Origin of the sequence: Aeromicrobium sp. Root236, assembly GCF_001428805.1 — a bacterium.
Taxonomy (GTDB): Bacteria; Actinomycetota; Actinomycetes; order Propionibacteriales; family Nocardioidaceae; genus Aeromicrobium.
The window spans coordinates 1,992,188-2,018,834 of the sequence record NZ_LMIS01000001.1 but is presented as its reverse complement, the minus strand read 5'-3'; the positions used below and the strand labels follow the sequence as shown (position 1 = coordinate 2,018,834).

The 26,647-nt window shown below is 69.1% G+C and carries 26 protein-coding genes; 17 read left to right on the top strand and 9 right to left on the bottom strand.

Annotation, left to right across the window (positions count from 1 at the left end; translation table 11 throughout):
• Nucleotides 1–2: 2 nt before the first annotated feature.
• Genes ASE12_RS10155 through ASE12_RS10145 form a run of 3 tightly spaced genes read left to right on the top strand, consistent with a single transcriptional unit; the run spans nucleotide 3 to nucleotide 3,168 of the window.
• Nucleotides 3–368, top strand: coding sequence for a YciI family protein (locus tag ASE12_RS10155; RefSeq protein ID WP_056399948.1), 366 nt, complete (start codon nucleotides 3–5; stop codon nucleotides 366–368).
• Between the two features lie 53 nt (nucleotides 369–421).
• On the top strand, nucleotides 422–1,669 hold the full coding sequence (locus ASE12_RS10150) for an RNA polymerase sigma factor (RefSeq protein WP_056399947.1): 1,248 nt from the start codon (nucleotides 422–424) through the stop codon (nucleotides 1,667–1,669).
• A gap of 29 nt (nucleotides 1,670–1,698) precedes the next feature.
• Entirely contained in the window at nucleotides 1,699–3,168 is a 1,470-nt protein-coding gene (locus ASE12_RS10145) for an MFS transporter (protein ID WP_056399946.1), read from the top strand.
• A 12-nt stretch (nucleotides 3,169–3,180) separates the two neighbouring features.
• Here ASE12_RS10145 and ASE12_RS10140 read toward each other — a convergent pair whose 3' ends face one another.
• Nucleotides 3,181–3,666 (bottom strand): hypothetical protein, encoded by a 486-nt coding sequence (locus tag ASE12_RS10140; RefSeq protein WP_056399943.1) that lies wholly within the window; start codon nucleotides 3,664–3,666, stop codon nucleotides 3,181–3,183.
• Nucleotides 3,667–3,710: 44 nt separating this feature from the next.
• Nucleotides 3,711–4,304, bottom strand: coding sequence for a hypothetical protein (locus ASE12_RS10135; RefSeq protein ID WP_056399941.1), 594 nt, complete (start codon nucleotides 4,302–4,304; stop codon nucleotides 3,711–3,713).
• 135 nt (nucleotides 4,305–4,439) lie between these two features.
• Here ASE12_RS10135 and dnaK point away from each other — a divergent pair, with 135 nt between their 5' ends.
• The 4 genes from dnaK to ASE12_RS10115 are packed head-to-tail and all read left to right on the top strand — an operon-like array spanning nucleotide 4,440 to nucleotide 8,423.
• Nucleotides 4,440–6,308, top strand: a complete 1,869-nt coding sequence (gene dnaK / locus ASE12_RS10130) for a molecular chaperone DnaK (protein WP_056399939.1) — start codon at nucleotides 4,440–4,442, stop codon at nucleotides 6,306–6,308.
• On the top strand, nucleotides 6,305–6,898 hold the full coding sequence (gene grpE / locus ASE12_RS10125; RefSeq protein WP_056399937.1) for a nucleotide exchange factor GrpE: 594 nt from the start codon (nucleotides 6,305–6,307) through the stop codon (nucleotides 6,896–6,898). Before dnaK ends, grpE begins: the two co-directional genes overlap by 4 nt.
• 17 nt (nucleotides 6,899–6,915) lie before the next feature.
• Nucleotides 6,916–8,040 carry a molecular chaperone DnaJ gene (dnaJ, locus tag ASE12_RS10120; RefSeq protein ID WP_056399934.1) on the top strand — a complete coding sequence of 375 codons (1,125 nt, stop codon included), beginning with the start codon at nucleotides 6,916–6,918 and terminating at the stop codon, nucleotides 8,038–8,040.
• Complete coding sequence (locus tag ASE12_RS10115) at nucleotides 8,040–8,423, top strand: heat shock protein transcriptional repressor HspR (protein ID WP_056399931.1); 384 nt, start codon at nucleotides 8,040–8,042, stop codon at nucleotides 8,421–8,423. The genes dnaJ and ASE12_RS10115 overlap by 1 nt, the downstream gene beginning before the upstream one ends.
• A 90-nt stretch (nucleotides 8,424–8,513) precedes the next feature.
• Here ASE12_RS10115 and ASE12_RS20365 read toward each other — a convergent pair whose 3' ends face one another.
• On the bottom strand, nucleotides 8,514–8,996 hold the full coding sequence (locus ASE12_RS20365; RefSeq protein ID WP_157412887.1) for a nuclear transport factor 2 family protein: 483 nt from the start codon (nucleotides 8,994–8,996) through the stop codon (nucleotides 8,514–8,516).
• Nucleotides 8,997–9,041: 45 nt separating this feature from the next.
• Between ASE12_RS20365 and ASE12_RS10105 the strand changes: the two genes are divergently transcribed.
• Nucleotides 9,042–9,569 (top strand): hypothetical protein, encoded by a 528-nt coding sequence (locus ASE12_RS10105; protein ID WP_157412886.1) that lies wholly within the window; start codon nucleotides 9,042–9,044, stop codon nucleotides 9,567–9,569.
• Nucleotides 9,570–9,572: 3 nt separating this feature from the next.
• On the opposite strand, the gene ASE12_RS10100 is transcribed toward ASE12_RS10105, so the two are convergent.
• On the bottom strand, nucleotides 9,573–10,220 hold the full coding sequence (locus ASE12_RS10100; RefSeq protein ID WP_056399927.1) for a GNAT family N-acetyltransferase: 648 nt from the start codon (nucleotides 10,218–10,220) through the stop codon (nucleotides 9,573–9,575).
• Entirely contained in the window at nucleotides 10,204–11,424 is a 1,221-nt protein-coding gene (locus ASE12_RS10095) for an Ig-like domain-containing protein (protein ID WP_157412885.1), read from the bottom strand. Before ASE12_RS10095 ends, ASE12_RS10100 begins: the two co-directional genes overlap by 17 nt.
• Nucleotides 11,425–11,654: 230 nt before the next feature.
• Between ASE12_RS10095 and ASE12_RS10090 the strand changes: the two genes are divergently transcribed.
• The 4 genes from ASE12_RS10090 to ASE12_RS10075 all read left to right on the top strand — a co-directional run bounded on the left by ASE12_RS10090 (nucleotide 11,655) and on the right by ASE12_RS10075 (nucleotide 17,656).
• Nucleotides 11,655–15,041, top strand: coding sequence for a pyruvate carboxylase (locus ASE12_RS10090; protein WP_056399923.1), 3,387 nt, complete (start codon nucleotides 11,655–11,657; stop codon nucleotides 15,039–15,041).
• Nucleotides 15,042–15,282: 241 nt separating this feature from the next.
• Nucleotides 15,283–15,771 carry a hypothetical protein gene (locus ASE12_RS10085; protein ID WP_157412884.1) on the top strand — a complete coding sequence of 163 codons (489 nt, stop codon included), beginning with the start codon at nucleotides 15,283–15,285 and terminating at the stop codon, nucleotides 15,769–15,771.
• Nucleotides 15,768–16,379 (top strand): hypothetical protein, encoded by a 612-nt coding sequence (locus tag ASE12_RS10080; protein ID WP_056399921.1) that lies wholly within the window; start codon nucleotides 15,768–15,770, stop codon nucleotides 16,377–16,379. The genes ASE12_RS10085 and ASE12_RS10080 overlap by 4 nt, the downstream gene beginning before the upstream one ends.
• Nucleotides 16,380–16,573: 194 nt before the next feature.
• The gene (locus ASE12_RS10075) at nucleotides 16,574–17,656 is read left to right on the top strand and encodes an acyl-CoA desaturase (RefSeq protein ID WP_056399917.1); all 1,083 of its coding nucleotides are present in this window, start codon (nucleotides 16,574–16,576) and stop codon (nucleotides 17,654–17,656) included.
• A 104-nt stretch (nucleotides 17,657–17,760) separates the two neighbouring features.
• Here ASE12_RS10075 and ASE12_RS10070 read toward each other — a convergent pair whose 3' ends face one another.
• Nucleotides 17,761–19,293 (bottom strand): AMP-binding protein, encoded by a 1,533-nt coding sequence (locus ASE12_RS10070; RefSeq protein WP_056399915.1) that lies wholly within the window; start codon nucleotides 19,291–19,293, stop codon nucleotides 17,761–17,763.
• A gap of 133 nt (nucleotides 19,294–19,426) precedes the next feature.
• On the opposite strand from ASE12_RS10070, the gene ASE12_RS10065 reads away from it, so the two are divergent.
• Genes ASE12_RS10065 through ASE12_RS10055 form a run of 3 tightly spaced genes read left to right on the top strand, consistent with a single transcriptional unit; the run spans nucleotide 19,427 to nucleotide 21,911 of the window.
• Entirely contained in the window at nucleotides 19,427–20,740 is a 1,314-nt protein-coding gene (locus tag ASE12_RS10065) for an MFS transporter (RefSeq protein WP_056399912.1), read from the top strand.
• 2 nt (nucleotides 20,741–20,742) lie between these two features.
• Nucleotides 20,743–21,339 (top strand): gamma carbonic anhydrase family protein, encoded by a 597-nt coding sequence (locus tag ASE12_RS10060; RefSeq protein WP_056399910.1) that lies wholly within the window; start codon nucleotides 20,743–20,745, stop codon nucleotides 21,337–21,339.
• Nucleotides 21,340–21,377: 38 nt separating this feature from the next.
• A complete protein-coding gene (locus ASE12_RS10055) occupies nucleotides 21,378–21,911 on the top strand; it encodes a hypothetical protein (protein ID WP_200954997.1) in 534 nt (177 codons plus the stop codon).
• A gap of 36 nt (nucleotides 21,912–21,947) precedes the next feature.
• On the opposite strand, the gene ASE12_RS10050 is transcribed toward ASE12_RS10055, so the two are convergent.
• Entirely contained in the window at nucleotides 21,948–22,811 is an 864-nt protein-coding gene (locus ASE12_RS10050; RefSeq protein WP_056399904.1) for a 3-hydroxybutyryl-CoA dehydrogenase, read from the bottom strand.
• 119 nt (nucleotides 22,812–22,930) lie between these two features.
• On the opposite strand from ASE12_RS10050, the gene ASE12_RS10045 reads away from it, so the two are divergent.
• Nucleotides 22,931–23,341 carry a hypothetical protein gene (locus ASE12_RS10045; protein ID WP_056399901.1) on the top strand — a complete coding sequence of 137 codons (411 nt, stop codon included), beginning with the start codon at nucleotides 22,931–22,933 and terminating at the stop codon, nucleotides 23,339–23,341.
• A gap of 69 nt (nucleotides 23,342–23,410) precedes the next feature.
• On the opposite strand, the gene ASE12_RS10040 is transcribed toward ASE12_RS10045, so the two are convergent.
• Nucleotides 23,411–24,913, bottom strand: coding sequence for an MFS transporter (locus ASE12_RS10040; RefSeq protein ID WP_082582187.1), 1,503 nt, complete (start codon nucleotides 24,911–24,913; stop codon nucleotides 23,411–23,413).
• 135 nt (nucleotides 24,914–25,048) lie between these two features.
• Between ASE12_RS10040 and ASE12_RS10035 the strand changes: the two genes are divergently transcribed.
• Complete coding sequence (locus ASE12_RS10035; RefSeq protein ID WP_056399898.1) at nucleotides 25,049–25,714, top strand: TetR/AcrR family transcriptional regulator; 666 nt, start codon at nucleotides 25,049–25,051, stop codon at nucleotides 25,712–25,714.
• Here ASE12_RS10035 and ASE12_RS10030 read toward each other — a convergent pair whose 3' ends face one another.
• On the bottom strand, nucleotides 25,715–26,566 hold the full coding sequence (locus ASE12_RS10030; RefSeq protein ID WP_056404721.1) for a helix-turn-helix transcriptional regulator: 852 nt from the start codon (nucleotides 26,564–26,566) through the stop codon (nucleotides 25,715–25,717). It abuts the gene before it with no gap.
• Between the last annotated feature and the right edge of the window lie 81 nt (nucleotides 26,567–26,647).

The window sequence follows — 26,647 nt, the reverse complement described above, 5'->3', positions numbered from 1 at the left end:
CCATGCGTTACCTGGTGCTGATCCATGTCGACGAGAACGCCGGCGGTGAGCCGCCGGAGGGTCTGATCGATGCCATGTTCGCCCACGTGGCGGACCAGTCGCACGCCAAGGTCATCACCGACGCCGGTCTCGCACCGACCTCGGCCGCGACCCGTGTCGCGTCGCGGGACGGAGAGGTCGTGCTGACCGACGGGCCGTTCGCGGAGGCCAAGGAGGTCGTCGGCGGGTTCATGCTGATCGACGCCCCGACCCAGGAGGATGCCGTGGCGTGGACGCGTGGCTTCGTCGACCTCCACGTCGAGCACTGGCCCGAGCTCGAGGTCGTCACCGAGCTCCGCCAGGTGGCCGGGAGCCTGACCGACGGCTGACCCGTCACCGCAGCAGTACCCGCCGCCCGGGCGGTGATGGTTGGATCGGTGTCATGGCCGCTGAAGACCTCCACCGCTCGGTCGAGGCGGTGTGGCGCGTCGAGTCGACGAAGCTCATCGCCGCGCTCGTGCGCATCACCCGGGACGTGGGACTCGCAGAGGACCTCGCGCAGGACGCCCTCGAAGCGGCGCTCGCCACGTGGCCGGAGTCCGGTGTGCCGGACAAGCCCGGGGCCTGGCTGATGGCCGTGGCGAAGCGTCGCGCGATCGACACGTTCCGGCGCCGCGAGCGGCAGGACAAGGCGTACGGGGAGATCGGGGAACGGAAGGAGGACGTCGTGGCCGGTATCGAGTCGTCGATCGACCATGTCGAGGACGACGTCCTGCGGCTGATGTTCATCTGCTGCCACCCGGTGCTCTCGTCGGAGGCCCAGATCACGCTGACCCTGCGGCTGCTCGCAGGACTCACGACCAAGGAGATCGCGCGGTCGTTCCTGACGTCGGACACCACGATCGGCGCGCGGATCACCCGGGCCAAGAAGGCCCTCGCGGAGGTCGACGCCCCCATGGAGGAGCCGGCGGAGGACGAGCGGGCGGCCAGGCTCTCAGCAGTGCTCGGCGTGCTCTACCTGCTGTTCAACGAGGGCTACTCGGCAACCGCCGGCGACGACTGGCTGCGGCCGGCGCTGTGCGACGAGGCCGTACGGCTGGGCCGCATCCTCGCGACGCTGGCGCCCAGGGAGCCGGAGGTCCACGGGCTGCTCGCGCTGATGGAGATCCAGTCGTCGCGGGCGGCCGCTCGTACGGATGCTGACGGAGCACCGGTCCTGCTGCTCGAGCAGGACCGGTCCCGCTGGGACCAGCTCCTGATCCGCCGCGGCCTCGCCGCCCTGGAGCGGGCCGAGTCGTTCGGGCGACCGCCCGGGCCGTACGTCCTCCAGGCCGGCATCGCCGCGTGCCACGCCCGTGCCCGCACCGCCGAGGAGACCGACTGGGCGCGGATCGCACAGCTCTACGAGTCGCTCGCGGTCCTCTCCGGCTCCGCTGTCGTCGAGCTCAACCGCGCTGTCGCCCTCGGGATGTCGGAAGGTCCCGCGGCCGGCCTCGCGCTCGCCGACCAGCTGATGGCCGTACCCGCGCTCGAGGGCTATCACCTGCTGCCGAGCGTGCGCGGCGACCTGCTGGCCAAGCTGGGCCGGGCTGACGAGGCCCGGGCGGAGTTCGAGCGGGCGGCCGGCCTGACGCAGAACGAGCGGGAGAAGGCCCTGTTGCTCGCGCGCGCCGCCACCGTGACTGATTGACGCTGCCATCGCGGGGGTAACGACGACCCATGTCCACCACGGAGAAGTCGTCGAAGAGCCCTGAGATCGGTCGCATCACCACGGACATCCCCGCCAGGATGGACCGGTTGCCGTGGGCCAGGTGGCACTGGCTGATCGTGATCGGGCTGGGCACCGTCTGGATCCTCGACGGGCTCGAGGTGACGATCGTCGGCAACCTCTCCGACGTGCTCAAGGACCAGGACAACGGGCTCGGGCTGAGCAGCTCCGACGTCGGCATGGCCGGAGCGGTCTACGTCGCGGGTGCCTGCCTCGGCGCGTTGTTCTTCGGGCAGCTGACCGACCGGTTCGGCCGCAAGAAGCTGTTCATGCTGACGCTGCTGGTCTATCTCGCGGGCACGGTCCTGACGGCGTTCTCGATGAGCCCGCTCTGGTACTTCGTCTGCCGCTTCATCACCGGCACGGGCATCGGTGGCGAGTACGCGGCGATCAACTCCGCGATCGACGAGCTCATCCCGGCGAAGTATCGCGGCCGCATCGACATCGCGATCAACGGCTCGTTCTGGGTCGGCGCGATGGCCGGCGCCCTGCTCACGATCCCGCTGACCGATCCCAACGTCGTCGACCAGGGCATCGGCTGGCGGTTCGCGTTCGGGCTCGGGGCGATCCTCGGGTTCGCCGTGCTGTGGGTGCGCCGCAACGTGCCGGAGAGCCCCCGCTGGCTGTTCATCCACGGTCGCGAGGAGGAGGGCGAGCGCATCGTCAAGGAGATCGAGCGGACCGTCGAGGAGGAGGACCACCTCGAGCTCGAGCCGGTCGACGAGACCATCACGATCCGGCAGCGCCGGACGATCCCGTTCACCACGATCGCGCACACGGTGTTCGCGCTCTATCCGCGCCGCACGGTCCTCTGCCTGGCGCTGTTCGCCGGCCAGGCGTTCCTCTACAACGCGTTCTTCTTCACGTACGGCGACACGCTCTCGACGTTCCTCGACGTCAAGCAGACCGGTTGGTACGTCGCCGTGTTCGCCTTCAGCAACTTCGTCGGCGCACTCGTCCTCGGGCCGTTCTTCGACAAGGTCGGCCGGGTGCCGATGATCGCCGGCACCTACATCCTGTCGGGCACGTTGCTGGCGATCGCGGGGCTGTCGCTCGGCCACCTCACCGCGACCACGCTGACGATCTTCGGCGCTGCGGTGTTCTTCATCGCGTCGGCCGGGGCCAGCGCCGCCTACCTGACGGCCAGCGAGGTGTTCCCCATGGAGACCCGCGCGCTGTGCATCGCGTTCTTCTATGCCGTCGGCACCGCGATCGGTGGCATCGCCGGGCCGCTGCTGTTCGGCCGGCTGATCGACGACGCGACGGAGTCCAAGGACATCACGCAGATCGCGATCGGCTACTTCATCGGGGCCGGGCTCATGATCGGTGCCGGCATCGTCGCGATCTTCCTGGGCGTCAAGGCCGAGGGTGAGTCGCTGGAGAACATCGCCAGGCCTCTCACTGCCGAGGACAGGAGCTGACGCCGCTCTCGTTCAGCTCTCGCCGTACTCCGGCTCGCCGACCTCGGACTCATGGCCGTACGTGCGTTGCATCGCGGCGTTGAGCGCCGAGACCATGTGGGCGATCACGACGGCGACGTAGTCGTTGACCTGGCTGCGCGCCTGGGCGGTGGGCTCCGGCTCCAGGTCCGACGCGGACAGCTCGAGCACCCGGTCGCTGCCGACTCGGGTCAGCAGCACGGCGGGCTCGTTGGGCTCCTTGGCCACCCACACCGCGACGCGGGTCTCGACGGTTGCCTCCGGGACGTCGCGGGAGCGTGCGAGCACGTGCGTCGTGATGACCCCGGACGGCGGTGCCACGTAGCCCGGAGGGGGAGACACGGCGTGGATCCCGTGGCTGTCGACCTCGATCTCGGCGAGGTGCGCGATGTCGCGGGAGATCTGCCGCGACGCCGTCTCGGTGACGAGCTCGTGGGCCGTACGTGCCCAGGCGTCGCTGCGGTCATCGGCCTCGCTCATGCGGTCACAGTAGACCCAGTCAGGTGCAGCTGCAGGGCGCGGGATCAGGAGTCCCATGTCCAGGTGGCCAGGACCGAGGCTGCGGTCTTGTCGCGGTCGCCCTCGGCCACGCTCGGGCTGAACGAGAACGTGATGACGTAGGACACTCCGTCGTGGATCGCGTTGTACTGCTCCGCGCGGTACGACTTGCCCTGCTGGGTGAAGGTCGACACGACGTGGGCCGCGGTCTCATCGGCCACCTCGGCCCGGTCGCGCAACGAGATGTCCTGGGCGCCGACGCTCTCCAGCTCCTTCGTGAGGGCCGGCTCCAACGTGTCGAGATCCTTGATGGGTGCGGGGTCCAGCCGGACCACGTTCATGTTGTCCGCGAACCCGTCGTCGTCGCCGAGATCGGCGACGAACGTGTCCGCCTGCTCAGTGCCCGGGACGTCGGAGGACGGCTTCTTCCACCCCTCCGGAGCGGTGAACGAGTAGCCCTTGCCGCTGATCTTCTGCCCGGTCGCGGGAGACACGGTGCTCTTGGACGCGGCGCCGGCATCCGATCCCTTCTTGCCGTCGCCGCCATCGCTCCCGCTTCCGCCGCAGCCGGCGAGCACGAGGACGAGACCGACAGTGGCAACACGCAGGAGTGGCTTCATGCCCAAAACGTATCGGAACTTCTTTGCGGCACCCGGAATGAATTGGCTCAGGTCAAAGTTGATAACATCAGACTCAAGTCAGTTGACACACATTCTTGAAGTCACCATAGGCACCCAACAGCAGGAGGAAACACCATGGCCAGAGCGGTCGGAATTGACCTCGGCACGACCAACTCGGTCGTCGCCGTACTCGAAGGCGGCGAGCCCACCGTCATCGCCAACGCCGAGGGCGCGCGTACGACCCCGTCGGTCGTCGCGTTCGCCAAGGACGGCGAGGTGCTGGCCGGCGAGGTCGCCAAGCGCCAGGGCGTGACCAACGTGGATCGCACGATTCGTTCGGTCAAGCGCCATATCGGCACGGACTGGAAGACCGAGATCGACGGCAAGACGTTCACGCCGCAGCAGATCTCCGCGTTCATCCTGCAGAAGCTCAAGCGGGACGCCGAGGCCTACCTCGGTGAGCCCGTCACTGACGCGGTCATCACCGTGCCGGCCTACTTCAACGACCACCAGCGTCAGGCGACCAAGGAGGCCGGCGAGATCGCGGGCCTCAACGTCAGCCGCATCATCAACGAGCCCACCGCGGCCGCGCTGGCCTACGGTCTCGACAAGGCCGACGACCAGACGATCCTCGTGTTCGACCTCGGCGGCGGCACGTTCGACGTGTCCCTGCTCGAGATCGGTGACGGCGTCATCGAGGTCAAGGCGACCAGCGGTGACAACCACCTCGGTGGTGACGACTGGGACGAGAAGATCGTCGACTGGATCGTCACCCGGTTCAAGAGCAGCACGGGCCTCGACCTGACCAAGGACAAGATGGCCATGCCCCGCGTCCGTGAGGCCGCCGAGCGCGCCAAGATCGAGCTGTCGAGCTCGTCCTCGACGTCGATCAACCTGCCCTACATCACGGTCGACGCCGAGAAGAACCCCGTGTTCCTCGACGAGACGCTGACCCGCGCCGAGTTCGAGAAGATCACGCACGACCTGCTCGAGCGCACCAAGGCGCCGTTCAACAGCGTGATCAAGGACGCCGGCATCCAGCTGAGCGCGATCGACCACGTCGTGCTGGTCGGCGGCTCGACCCGCATGCCCGCCGTCACCGCGCTCGTCAAGGAGCTCACGGGTGGCAAGGAGCCCAACAAGGGCGTCAACCCCGACGAGGTCGTCGCGATCGGTGCGAGCCTGCAGGCCGGTGTCCTCAAGGGCGAGGTCAAGGACGTGCTCCTGCTCGACGTCACCCCGCTGAGCCTCGGCATCGAGACCAAGGGCGGCGTCATGACCAAGCTCATCGAGCGCAACACGACGATCCCGACCAAGCGGTCCGAGGTCTTCACGACGGCCGACGACAACCAGCCGTCCGTGGCGATCCAGGTCTACCAGGGCGAGCGCGAGATGGCCTCCGGCAACCAGCTGCTGGCCACGTTCGAGCTCACCGGGCTGCCCCCGGCGCCGCGCGGCGTGCCGCAGATCGAGGTCACGTTCGACATCGACGCCAACGGCATCGTCAACGTGTCCGCCAAGGACCGTGGCACCGGCAAGGAGCAGTCGATGACGATCACGGGCGGCTCCGCGCTGTCCAAGGACGACATCGACAAGATGGTCAAGGACGCCGAGCAGTACGCCGAGGAGGACCGCAAGCGCCGTGAGGCCGTCGAGGTCCGCAACCAGGCCGAGTCGCTGTCGCACTCCACCGAGAAGTTCCTCGCGGAGAACGGCGACAAGGTCGGCGACGACGTCAAGACCGAGGTGCAGGCCGACCTCGACGCGCTCAACGAAGCCCTCAAGGGTGAGGACGCGGACGCCATCCAGGCGGCCGTGACCAAGCTCGGCGAGTCGAGCTCCAAGATGGGCGAGGCGATGTACGCCGCTGCCGCTGCGGAGGCCCAGGCCGCCGGAGCCGACGCCCCCACCGCCGACGCGGCCGACGACGACGGTGACGTCGTCGAGGCCGAGATCGTCGACGACGAGGACGACGCCGCCAAGAACGAGGGCGAGACGAAGTGACCCAGCCCGACGAGGGCTCGGTCCCCGAGCAGGAGGCGCCGCCGGCTGAGGAGACTCAGCCGGCGGAGGCCCCGGCCGAGCCGAAGGAGCCCACCCTGGAGGAGCAGCTGGCCGAGCGCACGGCTGACCTCCAGCGGCTCCAGGCGGAGTACGTCAACTACAAGCGGCGCGTCGACCGCGACCGTGAGCTCGTACGCGCTCAGGGCGAGGCCGCCGTGCTGCAGTCGTTGCTGACCGTGCTCGACGACATCGCCCGGGCCGATGAGCACGGCGAGCTCGAGGGTGGCTTCAAGGCCGTCGCCGATGCGCTGCAGCAGGCGGTCGCCAAGCACAAGCTGCAGGCGTTCGGCGCCGAGGGCGAGCCGTTCGACCCCGCGCACCACGAAGCGGTGTTCCACGCCGGCGAGTCCAGCGAGGTCGAGACGACGACGGTCCACAGCGTCATGCGTACGGGCTACAAGCACGGCGACCGGGTGCTGCGACCGGCCACCGTCGGCGTGGTGGACCCGGCCGCCGCGGTGGCACCTGAAGAATCAGTGATCGAAGAGGCAGAGCGGGACGTCCTCACGGACGAATCGCCTGACGAGTAACCAGGAAGGAGGACGGGATGGCAGCCAGTGACTGGGCGACGAAGGACTTCTACAAGGTCCTCGGCGTCAAGAAGGATGCGTCGCAGGACGACATCAAGAAGGCCTATCGCAAGCTCGCGCGCGACAACCACCCCGACTCCAACCCGGGCAACAAGGCGGCCGAGGAGCGCTTCAAGGAGGTCTCCGAGGCCTACGCCGTGCTGTCGTCCAAGGACAAGCGCAAGGAGTACGACGAGCAGCGCACGTTGTTCGGGCAGTTCCGCGGCGGCAACGCCGGGTTCCGTCCGCCGGGCGGACCCGGCCAGCCCGACTTCGACGTCAGCGATCTCTTCGGTGGCCTGTTCGGCGGCCGCTCGCGCGGACGCCAGCGCCAGCCACAGGCGCGCAAGGGCGACGACCTCGAGACCGAGGCGACGATCACCTTCGAGCAAGCCGTCGAAGGGGCGACCCTGCCGTTGCGGATGACGAGCGACGAGCCGTGCACCAACTGCCACGGCACCGGCGCCAAGCCCGGCACCGTGCCCAAGGTGTGCTCCAAGTGCCAGGGCAGCGGCATGGTGACCGGCACGGCCGGTGGCCTGTTCGCCATGACCGAGCCGTGCGACCAGTGCCGTGGCCGGGGGCTCATCGTGGAGCACCCGTGCGAGGTGTGCCGTGGTTCGGGGCGGGCCCCGTCGAGCCGCACCCTCAACGTCAAGGTGCCGGCCGGGGTCAAGGACGGCCAGCGCATCCGGCTCAAGGGCAAGGGCGGCAAGGGCGATGCCGGCGGGCCGGCCGGCGACCTGTTCCTGGTCGTGCACGTCGAGCCGCACAAGCTGTTCGGGCGCAAGGGCGATCACCTGACCGTCACGGTGCCGGTGGCGTTCGACGAGGCGGCGCTCGGCGCGCAGATCCAGGTGCCCACCCTCGACGGGCCGCCCGTACGCATCAAGATCCCCGCGGGAACGCCCAACGGGCGTACGTTCAGGGCCAGCGGCAAGGGCGCGATGAAGAAGGCCGGCGGACGCGGCGACCTGCTCGTCACGGTCGAGGTGCAGGTGCCGACCGAGCTGCCCGACGACGCCAAGGCCGCGATCGAGACGTTGCGAGACCTGCGCGGTGCATCCACGCCCCGCGATGGATTGTTCGAGGCGGTGACCTGATGAGCTCCACTCCGTTCAGCCCTCCGGGGCCCGAGGCCAAGGTCTTCGTGATCAGCGTGGCGGCCGAGCTGTCGGGGCTGCACCCGCAGACCCTGCGCACCTACGACCGCCTCGGCCTGGTCGAGGCCGGCCGCACCGGCGGCGGCGGCCGGCGCTACTCCCTCCGCGACATCGAGCTGCTGCGCACCGTCGCGCGGCTCACCGCCGAGGGCCTCGGCCTCGAGGGCGTCAAGCGCGTCATCGAGCTGGAGAACCAGGTGCTGGCCCTGCAGGAGAAGGTCGCCGAGCTCCAGGCCGAGCTCGCGCAGACCAAGCTCCCGCAGAACTTGCCGGCCCTGATCGCCGACCAGCACGTCGTGATCTGGCACAAGAAGCGCCGCTAGCACCCAGACGCCTTCGCGATGTGTGACGTTGCAGGCGTCACGGGCCGCCTTTAGGGCCCGCAACTTCACATTTTGCGAAGCCAGGAGCGGTCACATCCCCAGCTCGGTGAGCTTGCGGTCGAAGCCGATCATGCGCACGGTGTCGACGTAGAAGTCCTCCTGGCGGACGATCTTGCCCCACCGTGTACGGCACAGCAGCACGGTGTGGTTCTCGTAGAGGCGCTCACCGCCGGGCCCGTCGGCGTGATCGTCGAACCCCACGAGGATCGTCATCGACCACGGCCAGCCACCGGTCCACAGCTCGGTGATCTCGCCCTTGATGCCGACCCGCATGAACCCCTCGAGGAACTCGCCGATCGCATCGCGGCCCACGTACGTACCGGACCATCGGTGGTCCCCCTCGGTGAACACCAGGACGGCGTCCTGGGCATAACCGGCGAGGAGGGGTCGGTGGTCGCCCGCGTTGAGGGCGGCGACGTCGCGCCGGAGCTTGACGAGCAGGAGGCGATGCAGGGCGATGCGCAACGCGACGAAGGTGAGTAGTCCGATCAGGATGCCGAGCAGCAAGGTCATCTGGTTAATCTGGCACGACATGTTCGGGTGGGACAACGATCGGGGATGCATGTGAGCCAGATGCGCGTACGACTGGGAGTGGCGGCTGCGGCAGCGTTGGTGCTGGCGGGCTGTGGAGGGGGATCGGACGATCCGTCGGAAGGTGACACGGCGAAGCCGCCTGCGACCTCCGCGCCGGCCGAGGCCGGCTCGGGAGGCGAGGCGTCCGGCACGTTCTCCGCCACGGGAGCCATCGTCCTGGTCGGCACGTTGACCGACGTCGTGTGCGCGCCGTCCGACGGCGGCATCCAGGTGAGCGGCAACTTCTCGTCCGGAGGGGAGACCGGCAACCTCACGGTCGTCTCCGGCAAGCCGGAGCCCGGTGTCGACCGGCGTGACAACCTCACGGTCAAGTCCGGTGGAGGCAAGATCTACAGCCGCATCAACTCCGACGATCTCCCGTTCGACATCACCGACGACGGGTCCAAGGTGACGGGCTCGGTCGTGCTCACCGACATCCAGGACTCGGTCAAGCCCGACGTCAACGACCGCAAGCAGGTCACGCTGAAGGTCGACGTCGACTGCGGGACCTAGCGGTCAGCGCTCGTCGAACGGGGTCATCGGTGGGTGGATGTGCGTCAGGTCCGCCGCGCGGTGCGCCCAGCTCTCGGCGTTGCGGAGGCGCTCGCCCATCGCGGTGCGCTGTCCGTCGGACCACAGCCGTGACCCGTGGCGAGCGACGCTGAGCGTGCCTGCGGCGACGAGCATCGCTGTGGCGATGTTCCGGCGTCGCCAGGTCGGCGCGACATAGATCTGGTCGATCTCACCGGTGTTGGGATACCACCGCAGGGCACCGAGCTGTTCCTCTGTTGTGGCCCCCAGCTCGCGGAGCCGTGGGCGATCGACCAGCGTGCCGGCCGGCACGTCGTACCCGGTGAAGGCGATGATCGTGGCCGTCGGCGGCGCAGCGGCCGGGTCCGGCAGGTCGGCGAACCACAGCGGTGGTGCCTTGGGCGCGACGTCTCCCGTCACGACGACCTCGGCGACCTGGCCGTCCGTGAAGCGAGCCACGCACATGACGTGCGGGTCGAGCGCCTCGGTCGCCTCTTCCTCCGGCAGCTCGAGGCGTACGCCGTCACCGTGCTCAGCCGTGGCCGGCATGATCGCCAGCCAGGTGGGAGTGCCGTCACTGTTGAGGGCGAGGCACTGCCACCAGCCGTCGATCCCCTCAGTCGGAAGGGGCATGAGCGCCCGGGCGGCGTCCTCGGACCGTCAACCAGCCGCCGGCGGCGAGCAGCAGGGCGCCGATGCCGAACAGGCGCGCGTCGGCGCCTCCGGTGTCGGGTAGCACCTGGTCGTCGACCGGTGAGGTCTCCTTCGGTCGTACGCGGACCGTGACCGTCGCCGAGGCCGTGCCGTTGGGGGTGCTGTAGCGGTAGTCGAACGTGTCCGTGCCGGTGAAGCCGTCATCGGGGGTGTAGGTGATCTCGCCGTTGTCGACGTCCGCCGTCCCGTCGCCGGGGTCGGAGATCACGGTCAGTCCGCTGACGGGCGCGCCGTTGACCGGGTCGTCGTTGTCGAGCACGTCGATGTCGACGGCGACCCCTTCGTCGGTGGTGGCCTTGTCGTCAACCGCGATCGGCGGGAGACCGGGATCGTTGAACAGTGCCGTGAACCCGGAGTTGGGGCAGGGATCGCCCTCGCCGGAGACCACGCAGGGATTGATCGTCGCGGTGGTCGTGTCACGCAGGAGGTTGGGCATGACGGTGGTCTGCTGGATCGTGACGGTGCTCCCCGGGGCCGAGAAGAAGGCCTGGTCCGGAGGCACGTTCCCTGGCGTGACGGTGACGCCGCCCAGATTCGCCTTGGCCCGGCTCGTTTCGGGAACATCCTTTGCGAGGCAGTACGTCGCGGTGCTCCCCATGGTCTGCGTGCTCGCGTCGGTCTCGCAGGTGACGGTCCGGCTGCCGTCGGGGACGAGCGGGCCGGTCTCCGTGATCGTGATCGTCGTGCCGGCCGTGGTCGTGCCCGCCGGGACGTAGGAGCCGTCGGCGACCTGGACGCCGACGCGATACTTCTGCGAGCCGAAGACCGGCTCGACCTCGGCGGCCTCGGCCGTCTTGCTCGAGTCGATCTTGTGCGCGCCGAGCTGAGCCTGCCCCGGGACGCCCGTGGTCGGGTCAGGCGCCGGGTCCGTGCCTTCAGTCGGCTCAGGCGTCGGCTCGGTCGGCTCGGTGGTCTCGCCCGGCGTCGTGGGCTCGTCGGTGGGGTCGGGCGTGGGGGTGGACGCCCCCGGGTCGGTGGTCTCGGTCGGTTCCGGGGTCGGTGCGTCCTCGGCGAGAGCGGCCGGCGCGACGACCAGCAGTGCGGCGAGGCCGGCGACGCCACCCACGGCGAGCTTGGCGCTGGTGGCCCGAAGGCGGGACGGACGAGCGGTGGAACGAGACACGACAACTCCCGGGCTTCTGCGACGATTCGCCTGTCCGCGAATCTCCCTGATCATCGCCGGGCCCGGGCATTTCAGCAACCAGAATGGGAAAATCGCCAGCACGTAGGCGAGAAGGTGTCCGGGAACCGCGGTGTCTCACAGGCTGAACATGAGGGAACCCTCGCAATGTGCCGGTGACATCTGGACGATAGGTTGACCCCGACGCTTCCGCCGAGCAAGGACGATCCCCGTTGTTCCAGAAGATTCTCGTCGCCAACCGTGGTGAGATCGCGATTCGCGCGATTCGTGCTGCCCACGAGCTGGGTGCCCAGACCGTGGCGGTGTTCCCCCACGAGGACCGCGGCTCCGAGCACCGCGTACGTGCCGACGAGGCGTACGAGATCGGCGACCGGGGCCACCCCGTTCGCGCCTACCTCGACCCGGAGGCGATCGTCGAGGTCGCGGTCAACGCCGGCGCCGACGCGATCTATCCCGGCTACGGCTTCCTGTCGGAGAACCCTGACCTCGCCGAGGCGTGCGAGCGGGCGGGGATCACGTTCATCGGCCCGCCCAAGCAGGTCCTCGAGCTGACCGGCAACAAGGCGTCGGCGATCGCCGCCGCCAAGGCTGCCGGTGTCCCGACCCTCAAGTCGGTCGAGCCGTCGGCGGACGTCGACGAGCTGATGTCGGCGTCGGACATCCTGACCTACCCCTTGTTCGTCAAGGCCGTCGCCGGTGGTGGTGGCCGCGGCATGCGTCGCGTCGACGACCCGGCCAAGCTGCGGGAGTCGATCGAGGCGGCGATGCGCGAGGCCGACGGCGCGTTCGGCGACCCGACCTGCTTCATCGAGGAGGCCGTGGTGGACGCGCGGCACATCGAGGTCCAGATCCTCGCCGACCAGCAGGGCAACGTCGTGCACCTGCGCGAGCGGGACTGCTCGGTGCAGCGCCGGCACCAGAAGGTCGTCGAGATCGCGCCGGCGCCCAACCTCGACCGCGCCACCCGCAAGGCGATGTGCGCCGACGCGGTGAAGTTCGCCCAGTCCATCAGCTACTCGTGCGCCGGCACGGTCGAGTTCCTCCTCGGCGCCGACGGCCGCTACGTGTTCATCGAGATGAACCCGCGGATCCAGGTCGAGCACACCGTGACCGAGGAGGTCACCAACGTCGATCTCGTGCAGGCGCAGATGCGCATCGCTGCAGGTGACTCCCTGGCCGACCTCGACCTGGCCGACCAGTCCGCGATCAAGGCCCGTGGCTTCGCGCTGCAGTGCCGCATCACGACCGAGGACCCGGCCAACGGGTTCCGGCCCGACACCGGCACGATCACGTCCTACCGCTCGCCCGGTGGGCCCGGCGTACGCCTCGACGGTGGCACCACGTTCACCGGCGCCGTCGTCAGCGCGCACTTCGACTCGATGCTGTCCAAGCTGACGTGCCGCGGGCGCGACTTCGAGGCAGCGGTGACGCGGGCCGAGCGCGCCCTCGGTGAGTTCCACGTCGGCGGCGTCTCGACCAACATCCCGTTCCTCAAGGGCCTGCTCGCCACCCCGGACTTCCGCGCCGGGCACGTCACGACGACGTTCATCGAGGGACACCCGGAGCTGCTCGAGGCCCACGGCGCCTCCGATCCGGCGGGCAAGATCCTGTCGTGGCTCGCCGACGTGACGGTCAACAAGCCCAACGGTGCCGCCCCGACCGTGATCGACCCGCGCTCCAAGCTGCCCGACGTCGACCTCTCGGTCGCCCCGCCCGACGGCTCGCGCCAGCTGCTCGTCGAGCTCGGGCCGGAGGGGTTCGCCGCGGCGCTGCGCCAGCGCGACACCGTCGGCGTCACCGACACGACGTTCCGTGACGCGCACCAGTCGCTGCTGGCGACCCGGGTACGTACGCGCGACCTGGTGACTGTCGCCCCCTACGTCGCACGGACGACTCCGCAGCTGTTGAGCATCGAGGCGTGGGGCGGTGCGACGTACGACGTGGCGCTGCGGTTCCTCAAGGAGGACCCGTGGGACCGGCTCGCGGCGATGCGTGAGGCGGCGCCCAACATCTGCCTCCAGATGTTGCTGCGCGGCCGCAACACCGTCGGCTACACGCCCTACCCGACCGAGGTCACCGACGCGTTCGTGCAGGAGGCGGCTGCGACCGGCATCGACATCTTCCGCATCTTCGACGCGCTCAACGACGTCGACCAGATGCGCCCGGCGATCGAGGCCGTACGCGCCACCGGCACCGCTGTCGCCGAGGTCGCGCTCTGCTACACCGCCGATTTGTCGAACCCCGACGAGAAGCTCTACACGCTCGACTACTACCTGCAGCTCGCCGACCGCATCGTCGACGCCGGCGCGCACGTGCTGGCGATCAAGGACATGGCCGGCCTCCTGCGGGCACCCGCCGCTCGTACGCTCGTCCGTGCGTTGCGCGAGCGGTTCGACCTGCCGGTGCACCTGCACACCCATGACACCCCCGGCGGCCAGCTCGCCACCCTGGTCGCGGCGATCGAGGCGGGCGTCGACGCGGTCGACGCCGCGTCCGCAGCGCTCGCCGGCACGACCTCGCAGCCGCCGATGTCGGCCCTGGTCGCGGCCACGAACCACTCCGAACGTACGACCGGGCTCGACATCGACGCGGTCAACGCGCTCGAGCCGTACTGGGAAGCCACGCGCCGCCTCTATGCGCCGTTCGAGTCCGGGCTGCCCGCCCCCACCGGCCGGGTCTACCGCCACGAGATCCCCGGCGGTCAGCTGTCCAACCTGCGCCAGCAGGCGATCGCCCTCGGGCTCGGCGAGAAGTTCGAGCAGATCGAGGACATGTACGCCGCCGCCAACGACATCCTCGGCAACGTCGTCAAGGTGACGCCGTCGTCCAAGGTCGTCGGCGACCTCGCCCTGCACCTCGTCGCGGTCGGAGCCGACCCCAAGGCGTTCGCCGAGGACCCGGCATCGTTCGACATCCCCGAGTCCGTCATCGGGTTCCTGTCCGGCGAGCTCGGCGATCCGCCCGGTGGCTGGCCCGAGCCGTTCCGCACCAAGGCCCTCGAGGGCCGCAACGCCAAGCCCAAGGTCACCGAGCTGACCGAGGAGGACCGCGCCGGCCTGGTCGACGATCGCCGCCACACGCTCAACCGGCTGCTGTTCCCGGGCCCGACGCAGGACTTCGACAAGGCCCACGCCGAGTTCGGCGACCTGTCAGCCGTGCCCACCGGCGCGTTCCTCTACGGGCTCCGCAACGACGACGAGACCGAGGTCGAGGTCTCCGAGGGCAACCTGCTGCTGTTCGGCGTCGAGGCGATCGGCGACGCCGACGAGCGCGGCATGCGCAACGTGCTCGGCACGATCAACGGGCAGCTCCGGCCGACCGAGGTGCGCGACCGTTCGGTCGACTCCAAGGTCGCGGCGTCCGAGAAGGCCGACACCGGCAACCCGCAGCACGTTGCGGTCCCCTTCGCCGGCGTCGTCCACGCGACCGTCGCCGAGGGTGACACCGTCGAGGCCGGTCAGACCGTCGCCACGATCGAGGCGATGAAGATGGAGGCCTCGATCACCAGCCCCAACGCCGGCACGGTGGCCCGTCTCGTCATCGCCGACACCCGCCAGGCCGAAGGCGGAGACCTGCTCCTCGTCCTCAACCCTGCTTGAGCACCGGCAGACGCGGCTCCTGCCGCGAAGGCGTGGAGCACTCGGGTCGGAGGCTTGTCCTGGCCAGAGCGGTCACGGCGTCACGGTCTAGACTCAAGCCCAACCGGGGGGTCAGATGCGTCGTTGTGCCGTTCTGTTGCTGCTGATTGCGATGTTGGGGGCGTGCGGAGGCGAGGACGAGAAGCCGCTCCGACCGGCGTCCGAGATCGTCTACCAGAGCACGGCCAAACCGCTCGATCCCATGCCTCGGACCGTCCTGCAGCCCGGTGACCTTCCGGTCGACGTCGTGGCGACACACTGGCCGTTGCTGCCGCCAGATCCGTTCCAGACCTGGGAGTGCCCGTGGGTCGGCCCGGCGACGCTGTCTGATGGCAAACCCGTCCGCGTGCTGTACGACATCGGGGGCGACACCGTGACGTCGGCCTTCTACCCGAACGACAGCATCTGGGACTCGCTGTACTCCGAGATCGAACCGGCATGGCAGCGCTGCCGCGCCGAGGTGGCCAAGCGGGGGCATCCGGATGCGACGGAGCAGCTCGATCTCGGTCCGACCGCGCTCGGCTTCGTGAGCCGGCGCGTCGACGGGACGATCGAGGGAGAGGTCGCGTTCGCGCTGGTTGGTTCAGACCTGATCGGCGTGACGGTCATGTCCTATGGCGGTGGAGATCCGGACGTCAGGGTCGAGGACCTGCTGCCGAAGGCCATCGAGCGCGCACGGAGCGGACGATGAGGGTCATCGGTGCGGCCCTGGTTCTCGCCATGGCCGTGGCACTCGCTGCGTGCGGGTCTGACGACCAGCCCGAGCCGGACCGCGTGCGCGCAACGCTGCTCCAGCCCTCGGACCTCCCGTCGGACGACCCTGTCTACAACTACCCGACGCAGCCCGGAGGCGGCGGGCACCAGGTCGACTCGCTCTGGACCTGCCTCGGTCCCGCGCGGGCGATCCTGGAGGACACCGGGTACGTGCGCGACTACGTCGCGTACGACCTCCACGACCAGGGGAGGGTCTACTCGTTCCGCTTCACCAACAAGGATCGCGACGTCGCGAGTGACTTCGATGACCTGACGACGGCCTGGCGTACGTGTGACGAGCTTGGCTACCAGCGGTTGAAGCGCGTGGTCGACCCCGGAAAGAAGACCGTCACCGAGGTCGATCACGGGCCTGACGCCTTCGGGTTCCGCACGTCGGATCCGAGCGGCGACGTCTATGGCGAGACGGCGTTCCGCGTGGTCGGTCAGTCGATCATCCAGGTGACGGCGGTGGGTGTGGAGCCGGACATCCCGACCGAGGTCTCGGTCACCCGTCTGCTCGAGAAGGCCACGACCCGCGCCGAATGACGTCCCGGGCTGCGCCGGCGTCGGCGCGCCCGGCGAATTCGTGCGCCCCCGACCTGCGGCGATGCCGTTCTCGTAAAGTTCACAGGTTCTCGAGGCGCCGATGACACGTAGGCGTGCGACGATGGTTGAGCGTAGACAGTTTGCGGCGGTAGGCCCGATGATGCGTGCACGGTCCTCAATGGAAGGGGCCGCACATGACGCAAGAAGCCCAGACAGAGACAGCTCCCAGTGAGCAATACGTCAGTCATTTCACCGACTTGATGCAGGACGTCAAGGCGTCCGGGCTCCTGGAGCGGGCCCACATCTACTACTGGCTGCAGATCGGCGCCCATGTCGGCGCGTTCTTCGCCATCTGGGCCGGGTTCTTCTGGCTCGGCAACTCCTGGTTCCAGCTGATCCTGGCCGCGGCCCTCGGCGTCATCGTGACGCAGTTCGGCTTCCTCGGCCACGATGCGGCGCATCGCCAGATGTTCACGTCCTCGGCGTGGAACGCGTGGACCGCGCGCATCCTCGCCGGAGCGTTCGCCGGGCTGAGCTTCGCCTGGTGGCGCGCCAAGCACAACATGCACCACAAGGGCCCCAACCTCGAGGGCTATGACCCCGACATCGGGCCCGGCGCCATCGCGTTCACCCCCGGCATCGTGGCGCAGCGCACCGAAGGATTCTCCGGGTGGTTCGTCAAGCGGCAGGGCTGGCTGTTCTTCCCGCTGCTGACGCTCGAGGGCCTCAACCTGCACGCCGAGTCGATCCGCGCCGCGCGCGACAAGGAGTCCAACCAGCCGTGGCGCCGGGTCGAGCTGTTCCTGGTCGTCTCGCGCCTCACCGCGTACGTCGCGATCCTGCTGACGTTCCTGCCGCTCGGCAAGGCGCTGTCGTTCTTCGCGATCCAGATGGCGGTGTTCGGCTTCTGCCTCGGCGCCTCGTTCGCGCCGGCGCACAAGGGCATGCCGATCATCCCGCCGGAGATGAAGCTCGACTTCCTCCGCCGCCAGGTCATGGTGTCCCGCAACGTGCGCGGCAACCCCGTCGTCGACTGGGCGATGGGTGGGCTCAACTACCAGATCGAGCACCATCTCTTCCCCAACATGCCGCGCTGCAACCTCAAGAAGGCGCAGCCGCTCGTCCGCGCGCACTGCGAGCGCGAGGGCATCGACTACATGGAGGTCGGGCTCTTCCACTCGTACGCGATCGTCGTCGACTACCTCAACAACGTCGGCCTGCGTGCCCGCGACCCGTTCGACTGCCCGCTGTCGGCGCAGCTCCGCGCCCCCGGCTGACCCTCCCGGCTGACCCGCCCCCGGCTCACGCGCCAACTTTTGAAGCGTTGCGCAGGTTCTCGTCGCCGGGAACCTGCGCAAGGCTTCAAAAGTCGGCAGCTGGGTCAGTTGACCTGGCGGTCGTGGCCCTCCCAGAAGGGCTGGCGGAGCTTGAACTTCTGCAGCTTGCCCGTCGCCGTACGGGCCAGCTCGTCGCGGAACTCGATCCTCTTGGGGCACTTGTAGCCCGCGAGGTGCTCGCGGCAGTGCGCGATGAGCCCGGCCTCATCGACCGGATCGGCCTCGGGATCGAGCACGACCAGGGCGGTGACGAGCTCACCCCACTTCTCGTCGGGGATGCCGATGACCGCGACCTCCTTGACCGAGGGGTGCGACATGAGCGCGTCCTCGACCTCGATCGACGAGACGTTCTCGCCGCCGGTGATGATGACGTCCTTCTTGCGGTCGGCGATCGCGATGTAGCCGTCCTCGAACGTGCCGCCGTCGCCGGTGTGGAACCAGTTGCCGGCCTGCGCCTCGGCGGTCGCCTCCGGGTTGTCCCAGTACGCCTCGAGGTTGTGGTTGGACTGCGCCAGCACCTCGCCCTCGTCGTCGATCTTCATGCGTACGCCGATGACGGGCGCGCCGGCGCGGCCGAGGTTGACCGCCTGCTGGTGCGGGTCGAGGTCGTCCCACTCCGCCCGCATCCGCGACATGGTCAGCAACGGCGACGTCTCGGTGAGCCCGTAGATCTGGATGAACTCCCAGCCCAGCTCGTCGCGTACGCGCTCGATCGTGCGGGTCGGCGGCGGGGCGCCCGCGACGATGATGCGTACGCGGTCACGGCCGGGGATCTCGCCGTCCCACGTCTTCGCACCGTCGAGCGCCGCTGCGACGACGGCGGGCGCGGCGCACAGGTAGGTGACGCCGTGCCGTTCGATGCGCCGCAGGATCTCGGTGCCGTCGACCTGGCGCAGCACGACATGCGTGGCGCCCATGCCGGTCGCCGCGAACGGGTGGCCCCACCCGTTGGCGTGGAACATCGGCAGCGTGTGGAGGTAGACGTCGCGGTCCGACACCGACGCCTGCCAGCCGAAGACGGTCGCGTTGAGCCAGTTGTTGCGATGCGTGAGCTGGACGCCCTTGGGTCGCGCGGTGGTGCCTGACGTGTAGTTGATCGTCGCGGTCGCGCCCTCGTCGCCCTCCCACGGCTGCGGCTCCGCGTTCGAGCCCCAGATCTTGTCGTCGTCCTCACCGAGCACGAACGTCCGCTTGCACTCGACCTCGTCGACGAGGTGGCGCAACGCAGGATCGACCATCAGCACCTCGGCACCGGAGTGCTCGACGATGTAGCGGATCTCGGCGACCGCGAGCCGGAAGTTGATCGGCACCAGCACCCGACCCCAGCCCGAGACGCCGAAGAACGACGTCAGCAACCGGGCGGAGTTCTGCGACACCACGGCGACCCGGCCCCCGACCGGGACGCCCATCTCGTCGAGCGACGCGGCCTGGGCGCGGGCCCGCCGACCCAGCTCGGCGTACGTGATCTCGCCCCACGACTCAGCCGGCTGGTCGGGCTCGTCGATGACGGCGATGCGGTCCGGGTAGACCGTGACAGCACGGTCGAGGAAGTCCATGACGGTCAGCGGGTAGAACACGAGTGCCTCCTGGCGTGGCGTGGGGACATGTCTATCGTGCACCTCGCTGCGAGGACGTTGCACCCCCGCAAGGAGATGTCAGACGTATGGGCGAGAGTAGGTCAGTGCCCACGACTCCTTCTCGCGCGTACGCATGAGCACCGCCGACGCCAAGCCCTATCGCCCACCGCTGAGCAGCTTCTGGAAGGACCTGCCGCGTGAGGGCCGGCTGCTGCTGTCCGTCGTCGCGTTCCAGTTCATCGGCACAGGGCTCGTGCTGCCGTTCTGGGTCGTCTACCTCCACGAGATCCGCCACTTCAGTCTCGACACCGTCGGCCTGCTGATGGCCCTGATGCCGTTGGCTGGCTTCGTGGTGCTGGGTCCCGGCGGGGTCGTGATCGACCGCATCGGCGCCCGCAAGACGATGATCGCGTCGCTCCTTGCGGCATTCACCGGCCAGCTGATCATGGCGTTCGCGACGACCATCCCGGTCGCCGCTGTCGGGCTCGCCCTCGTCGGCTCCTCGTTCGGCCTCGCCTGGCCCGCCTCGCAGTCGATGGTCGCCTCGATCGTGCCGTCGCGCATCCGGCCGCGCTACTTCGGCATGAACTTCGCGCTGCTCAACCTCGGCGTCGGTGTCGGCGGCATCATCGGCGGTCTCGTCGCCGACGTCTCCCATCCGGTGACGTTCCAGATCATGTACCTGGCCGAGGCCGTGAGCTATCTGCCCGCGGTGGTGCTCCTCCTCGGCCCGCTGCGCCATGCCGGCGGCCCGCACCGCTCGGAGCCGGGGGAGCACGAGCACGCCGACGCGGCCGGGATCAGCTACCTCGCGCTGTTGCGGCGTCCCGCCGTGCTGTCCCTGACGCTGCTGTCGTTCACCTCGGCGTTCGTCGGCTATGCCCAGCTCAACGCCGGCATGCCGGCCTACGCCAGGGCCGTGAGCGAGGTGTCCACCCGGGCGTTGGGCTGGGCATTCGCCGCCAACACCCTGGTGATCGTCCTGCTGCAGCTGCTCGTGCTGCGCCACATGGAGGGCCGCCGCCGCACGCGAGTCGTCGTGGCGATGGCGCTGATGTGGGCCGTCGCGTGGCTGCTCCTCGGTGCGACCTCGTGGATCCCCGGCACGCTCAGGGCGTCGTTGCTGGTCGCCGGCTGTGCGTCGGCCTTCGCGCTCGGCGAGACGCTGCTGCAACCGACGGTTCCGGCGATGGTCAACGACCTCGCGCCCGACCACCTGCGCGGGCGCTACAACGCCATCAGCTCTGCCGGGTTCCAGGCCGCGTCCGTCGCCGGGCCTCCCGTCGCCGGCCTGCTGATCGGTCGAGGCCTCGGCGCGGTCTGGATCGGTCTGCTGCTCGTCGGGCTGCTCGTGGTCGTCGCGGTCTCGGTGCTGTGGGTCGAGCCGCAGCTGCCGCCGGCTGCCAACGGGGTCCTGCAGACCGTGGATGCCGACGATAGCGTCTGAGCATGTTGATCGAGCACCGCGGCGCCAGCCCACGCATCGACCCTTCGGCCTACGTCGCACCGACGGCGGTGATCAGCGGCGAAGTCACGGTCGGCGCCGACGCGCGCATCCTGCACGGTGCGGTCGTGACCGCCGAGGACGGCACCGTCGCTATCGGTGCCCGGGTCGTCGTGATGGAGCACGCCCTCGTACGCGGCAGGGCCGACCATCCGGTGTCGATCGGTGACGACGTCCTGATCGGGCCGCACGCACACGTCAACGGGGCGACCATCGCCGACGAGGTGTTCATCGCCACCGGCGCGTCGTTGTTCCCCGGATCGACGGTCGGGACCGGCTCCGAGCTGCGCATCAACAGCGTGCTGCAGGTCAACTCACGCATCGGGTCGGGGGAGTCCCTGCCGATCGGCTGGGTCGCGGTCGGTGACCCGGCGCAGATGTTCCCGCCGGAGCGGCACGACGAGATCTGGGCGATCCAGCGGGAGCTCGACTTCGGCGGCACGGTCTACGGCGTGGCCAAGGGCTCGGGCATGCGGGACATCATGGCCCAGCAGGCCGAGTTCTTCGCCGCGCACCGTGACGACCGGGTCATCGACGCGTAGCCCTCCTTGTCTCAGGGTCGCGGTGTAATGATGTAATCATGATTACCGATGAGACCCGCGAACGTGTGGCCGGCTGGTTCGCCGGTCGACTCCCGGCGGAGTGGCAGGCAGCTCCGGCGCACGTCGTCACCGATCGCGAGGAGATCACGGTTCGGCTCAGCCTGCCTGACGTCGAGCTCGGTGAGGATGCGACCGATGCGACCCGCGAGGAGGCTCGCGCAGGTCGCGCCAAAGCCTTCCGCGAGGAGACCCGGGACAAGCGGATCGAGATCGCGCGCGAGGCGGAGCACCGCTACAAGGCGAAGGTCTCCTGGGGAGTGAGCATCGGCGAGGGAGACGACTCCTACGCGGAGCTGTGGACCCATGTCGCGGCACCGGTCATGACGCGGTTGCGCCAGCCGCAGCGGCTCGTCCTGGACACCTTGGTCGACGCCGGAGTCGCACGATCACGCGCTGATGCCCTGGCCTGGTGTGTGAGGCTCGTCGGGCAGCACGAGGACGAGTGGCTCGGAGAGCTTCGAGAGGCGATGCAATCGGTCGCCGACGTGCGCAGCAAGGGCCCCGCGGCCTGACGTCCGTCGCCGACGGATCGACCGGCTCGTCGCCGACTACTTGTCGTAGCCGTAGAACCCCTGTCCGGTCTTCTTGCCGAGCAGCCCGGCGTCGACCATGCGGTCGAGCAGCGGGGGCGGCGAGTAGAGCGGCTCCTTGAACTCGTCGTACATCGACTTGCCGATGGCCTTGAGGGTGTCGAGGCCGATGAGGTCGGACAGGGCGAGCGGTCCCATCGGGTGGCCGCAGCCCAGGACCATGCCGCGGTCGATGTCCTCGGCGGACGCGTAGCCGGCTTCGTACATGCGGATCGCCGAGAGCAGGTAGGGCACCAGCAGGCTGTTGACCACGAACCCGGCGCGGTCGGTGGCGTCGATCGGCTTCTTGCCCAGGGTGTCGGTGACCCACGAGCGCATGCGCTCCAGCGTCTCGGCGGACGTCGTCAGCGAGGGGATGAGCTCGACGAGCTGCATGACCGGTGCGGGGTTGAAGAAGTGCACGCCCATGACGTGGTGCGCGCGACCAGACACCGCGCCGAGCTTGACGATGGGGATCGAGGACGTGTTGGACGCCAGGATCGCGTCGTCCTTGTCCAGGATCTGCCCGACCCGGCGGAACAGGTCGAGCTTGGTCTGCTCGTCCTCGGACGCAGCCTCGACGACGAGGTCGCGGTCGGCGAGCTGCTCGAGGTCGTCGGTGAACGTGATCCGGTCGAGCACCGCAGTGACCTCGGCGGCGTCGATCTTGCCGCGGGACTCCGCGCGTCGCAGCGAGCCCTCGACCCGTCCGGAGGCGGCCTTGACCGCGTCAGCGTTGATCTCGATCACGATGACGTCCAGGCCCGCGCGTGCGGCCACCTCGGTGATGCCCGATCCCATCAGCCCTCCGCCGATGACGCCGACCCGTTCGATCCCGCTCATGGTGCTCCCTCAAGTTAGTAGGACGTCATAGTATCTCGGCGGCCCAGCGCGGTGCGACGGCCCACGTCCCGGGGGCGCGCCTCCGACCGGGCGTGCTCGGCGCGTGATGGGATGACCTCATGCGTACGCTCGCCGTGGCCCTGCTCCTGGTGCTCGCGGGCTGCGGCGGTGGCTCGGACGATGCCCCGCCCGCGAAGGCCACGACCTCTGCGCCGACCAAGGCCGCCACGACGCCGACGGTCGCGCCGCCCAAGGGGACGCCGGCTCCCGAGGCCCTGTCGAGGTTCCGCTGCGCCAAGACCCCCAACGGCGTGTGGAACTCCTCGGGATACATCGCCAACGACAGCAAGAGCAAGGTGACGTATCAGGTCACGGTGTACGTCGGCGAGGCCGCCGGCGGTGCGGAGCAGGCCAAGACCCGCCAGTTGGCCAACGTCGCCGCAGGTGGCTCCACCCGCTTCGTCATCGACAAGCTGCCGGCGCCGGACAACGGCGGCAGCTGCCACGTCCAGGTGCTGGCTCAGCGCTGAACCTCGTCGGCGCAGCCCACGACCCGCCCGGCTCGTGCCGTGACGGGTCGCGGGCAGTGCGTGGCGCGGTCAGTGCGCCAGGACGGGTGCCGCGTCGGGATCGAGAGCGATCGGCCCGGGGCGGAGCAGGAGCCCGCAGATGACCGCGCCGACCGCGAAGATCCCGGCGCCCCACCAGAACACCGTGGTGTAGCTCTCCATCGCGGCGAGGGCCTGGTTGTGCGGGTTGGGCGCCTTGCCGTCCAGGTAGTTCGAGGCGGCAGTCGCGGCGAACGCGCTGAGCACGGCCGTGCCGATCGATCCGCCGATCTGCTGGAACGTGTTGACGGCGGCCGAGGCGACACCGGCGTGCTCGGCGTCGACTCCTGAGGTCGCCGCGCTGAAGGCCGGCGCCATCGCCAGGCCGACGCCCAGCCCCGTGATGATCAGGCCCGGCAGGATGTTGGCGGCGTACGTGCTGTCGAGGTCGAGCTGGGCGAACAGCACCAGCCCGAAGGACGCGAGCAGCATGCCGGCGAAGACCGGGATCTTCGGACCGATGCGGGCGACGACGCCGGAGAAGCCGGTCGCGGTGGCCATGATGCCCAGGATCATCGGGATGAACGCGAAGCCGGTCTTGAGCGGCGAGTAGCCGAGGGTCAGCGACACGTAGTAGGTCAGGAACAGGAAGACTGCGAACAGGCCGATGCCGATGATCGCCACGGTCAGGAACGAGCCGCCACGGGTGCGGTCCCAGACGATGTGCAGCGGGAGCAGCGGGTTGTGCACGCGGTTCTCGATCACGGCGAACAGCGCGAGCAGTGCGATACCGACACCGATGCAGACCAGGGTGGTCGCGCTGGACCAGCCGTCGGACTCGGCGTTCGCCAGGCCGTAGACGAAGGACACCAGTCCGGCGACGACGACGGCGGTGCCGGGGATGTCGAGCTTGGGCGGGTTCTCCTCGCGGGCCTGCTTCTTGAGCAGCAGGGCGCCACCGATCACGGCGAGCGCCGCGAGCGGGACGTTGACGTAGAGGCACCAGCGCCAGGAGAGGTACTCGGTGAGCGCTCCCCCGAGCATGAGGCCGATCGCGCCACCGCCGCCGGAGATCGCACCGAAGATCGCGAACGCCTTGGCGCGCTCGGCGGCGTCGGTGAACGTGACGGTCAGCAGGGACAGGGCCGCGGGCGCGAGCAGCGCGCCGAAGATGCCCTGTGCGACACGGGCGGAGACCAGCATCTCGAAGTTCTGCGCGGCACCGCCGACCGCGGACGCGCCGGCGAAGCCGATCAGGCCGACGATGAACATCGGCTTGCGGCCGACCAGGTCGCTCAGCCGGCCACCGAGCAGCAGGAGTGAGCCGAACGCCAGGGCGTACCCGGTCACGATCCACTGCCGGTTGTCGTTGGAGAAGCCGAGGGACTCCTGCGCGGTCGGGAGCGCGATGTTCACGATCGTCGCGTCGAGGACGACGATGAGCTGGGCCAGGGCGATGACGCCGAGGATCAGCCAGCGGGTCGCGTGGTGCGGGTTGTCCGAGTGGTCGGGCGGCGTGGCCCGCGGTCGATCGACGACCAAGGTGTCAGTCATGGGAAGCTCCGGGAATCAGTAAGTGGAAAATCTCTTCCGTTTCACTGTAGACCATAACCGGAAAGAACTCTCCATTTGATCGTGTGACATGTCGCACGAAACGGAAAGTTGTCTCCGGTCCGGTAGTATGGCCCCATGACCATCGCCAGCACCCCCACGCAGGACGCCGAACGTCCGCTGCGCAAGGACGCTGCGCGCAACCGTGAGCTGATCCTCGAGACCGCCGCCGAGGTCTTCGCCGAGCAAGGTCTGGAGGCGGGTTACGACGAGATCGCCCGCCGTGCGGGCATCGGCGTCGGCACGGTCTATCGCCGGTTCCCCGAGCGTTCGGAGCTGGTCCAGGCACTGTTCGAGACCCGCATCGACGAGATGGTCGCGATCGGTGAGCAGGCGGCGGCGATCCCCGACGCCTGGGAGGGCCTGACCTGGTTCTTCGAGAAGTCGGTCGAGAAGCAGGTCGCCGACCGGGGGCTCAAGGAGGTCATGGTGCAGACCCTCAGCGAGAGTGGCCAGATGACCGTGGGCCGTGAGCGGATCGGGCCGATCGTCGAGAGCCTCATGGAGCGCGCGCAGGCCGACGGTGCTCTGAGACAGGACGTGGAGGTCACGGATCTCGGCATGCAGCTCATGCTGATCGGATCGCTGTCGACTCCCGAGCAGCCCGAGCTCTGGCGGCGCTACCTGACGCTGCTGTTCGACGGGCTGCGCGCACGCCCGGACTCGACGCCGCTGCCGCTCGAGGCGCCGCCGGACGAGGCGATGCACATGCTGATGTGCAACCTGCAGGGCCGCCGCGCCTGATCAGCCGACCAGGCTCAGCTGCGAGGCGGGCCGGGCCACCAGGACGTTCAGGCGGGACAACGTGATCTCGTCGCGCGGCGAGTAGACCATCATGCGCGTCAAGGCGTCGTGCCCGATCGTCAGTCGGGTCGCCTCGAGGTTGAGCTCCCCGGCCTCGCTGCGGAACACCTTGGCGGCGATCGCCTGGGCCGTGACGTCGTGGTGGCTCCAGAGCTCGTCGAACTCGGCCGACGCCTCGCGCAGGCCGGTGACGAAACCGGTCCACACCGGGTCGTCGAGATGCGGGGTCATGGCGCCGCGCAGGGAGTTGACGAGGTGGTGGGCCGCCGACTCGCGATCGACGCACAGCCGTCGCCAGTGGTCGTCGGTGAAGAACAGACGAACCATGTTGCGCTCGTGCGGTTCGAGCCGATCGAGGCCGCCGCCCAGCGCGTTGTAGCCCCGGTTGTAGGCCAGGATGTCGAAGCGCTGCGAGAGCACGACCGCCGGGAACGGGTCGAGCTGCTCGAGGACCATGGTGACCCGCTCGGGCGGCGTGGAGACGTCGATCGGCGGAGGTGCCAGTGCGACGCCTGCGAGCTCGAACAGGTGCCAGCGCTCCTGCGAGTCCATGCGGAGGGTCCGCGCGATGGCCTCGAGCACCTGGACGGAGACGTTGATCTTGCGGCCCTGCTCGAGCCACGTGTACCAGGTGACGCCGACGCCGGCGAGCTGCGCAACCTCCTCGCGGCGGAGCCCGGGTGTACGCCGGCGGCCGCCGGACGGCAGTCCCACGTCGTCGGGCGTGATGCGCTCGCGACGCGTCCGGAGGAACTCGGCCAGCGCCGATCGACGAGCGGAACTGTCGGTCATGACAGCCATCATGACAAGTGGGAGCCGGCGGAGCCAGTTGCTGTCAATACCAGGATAAGCAGGCTCTCACTACCATGATCC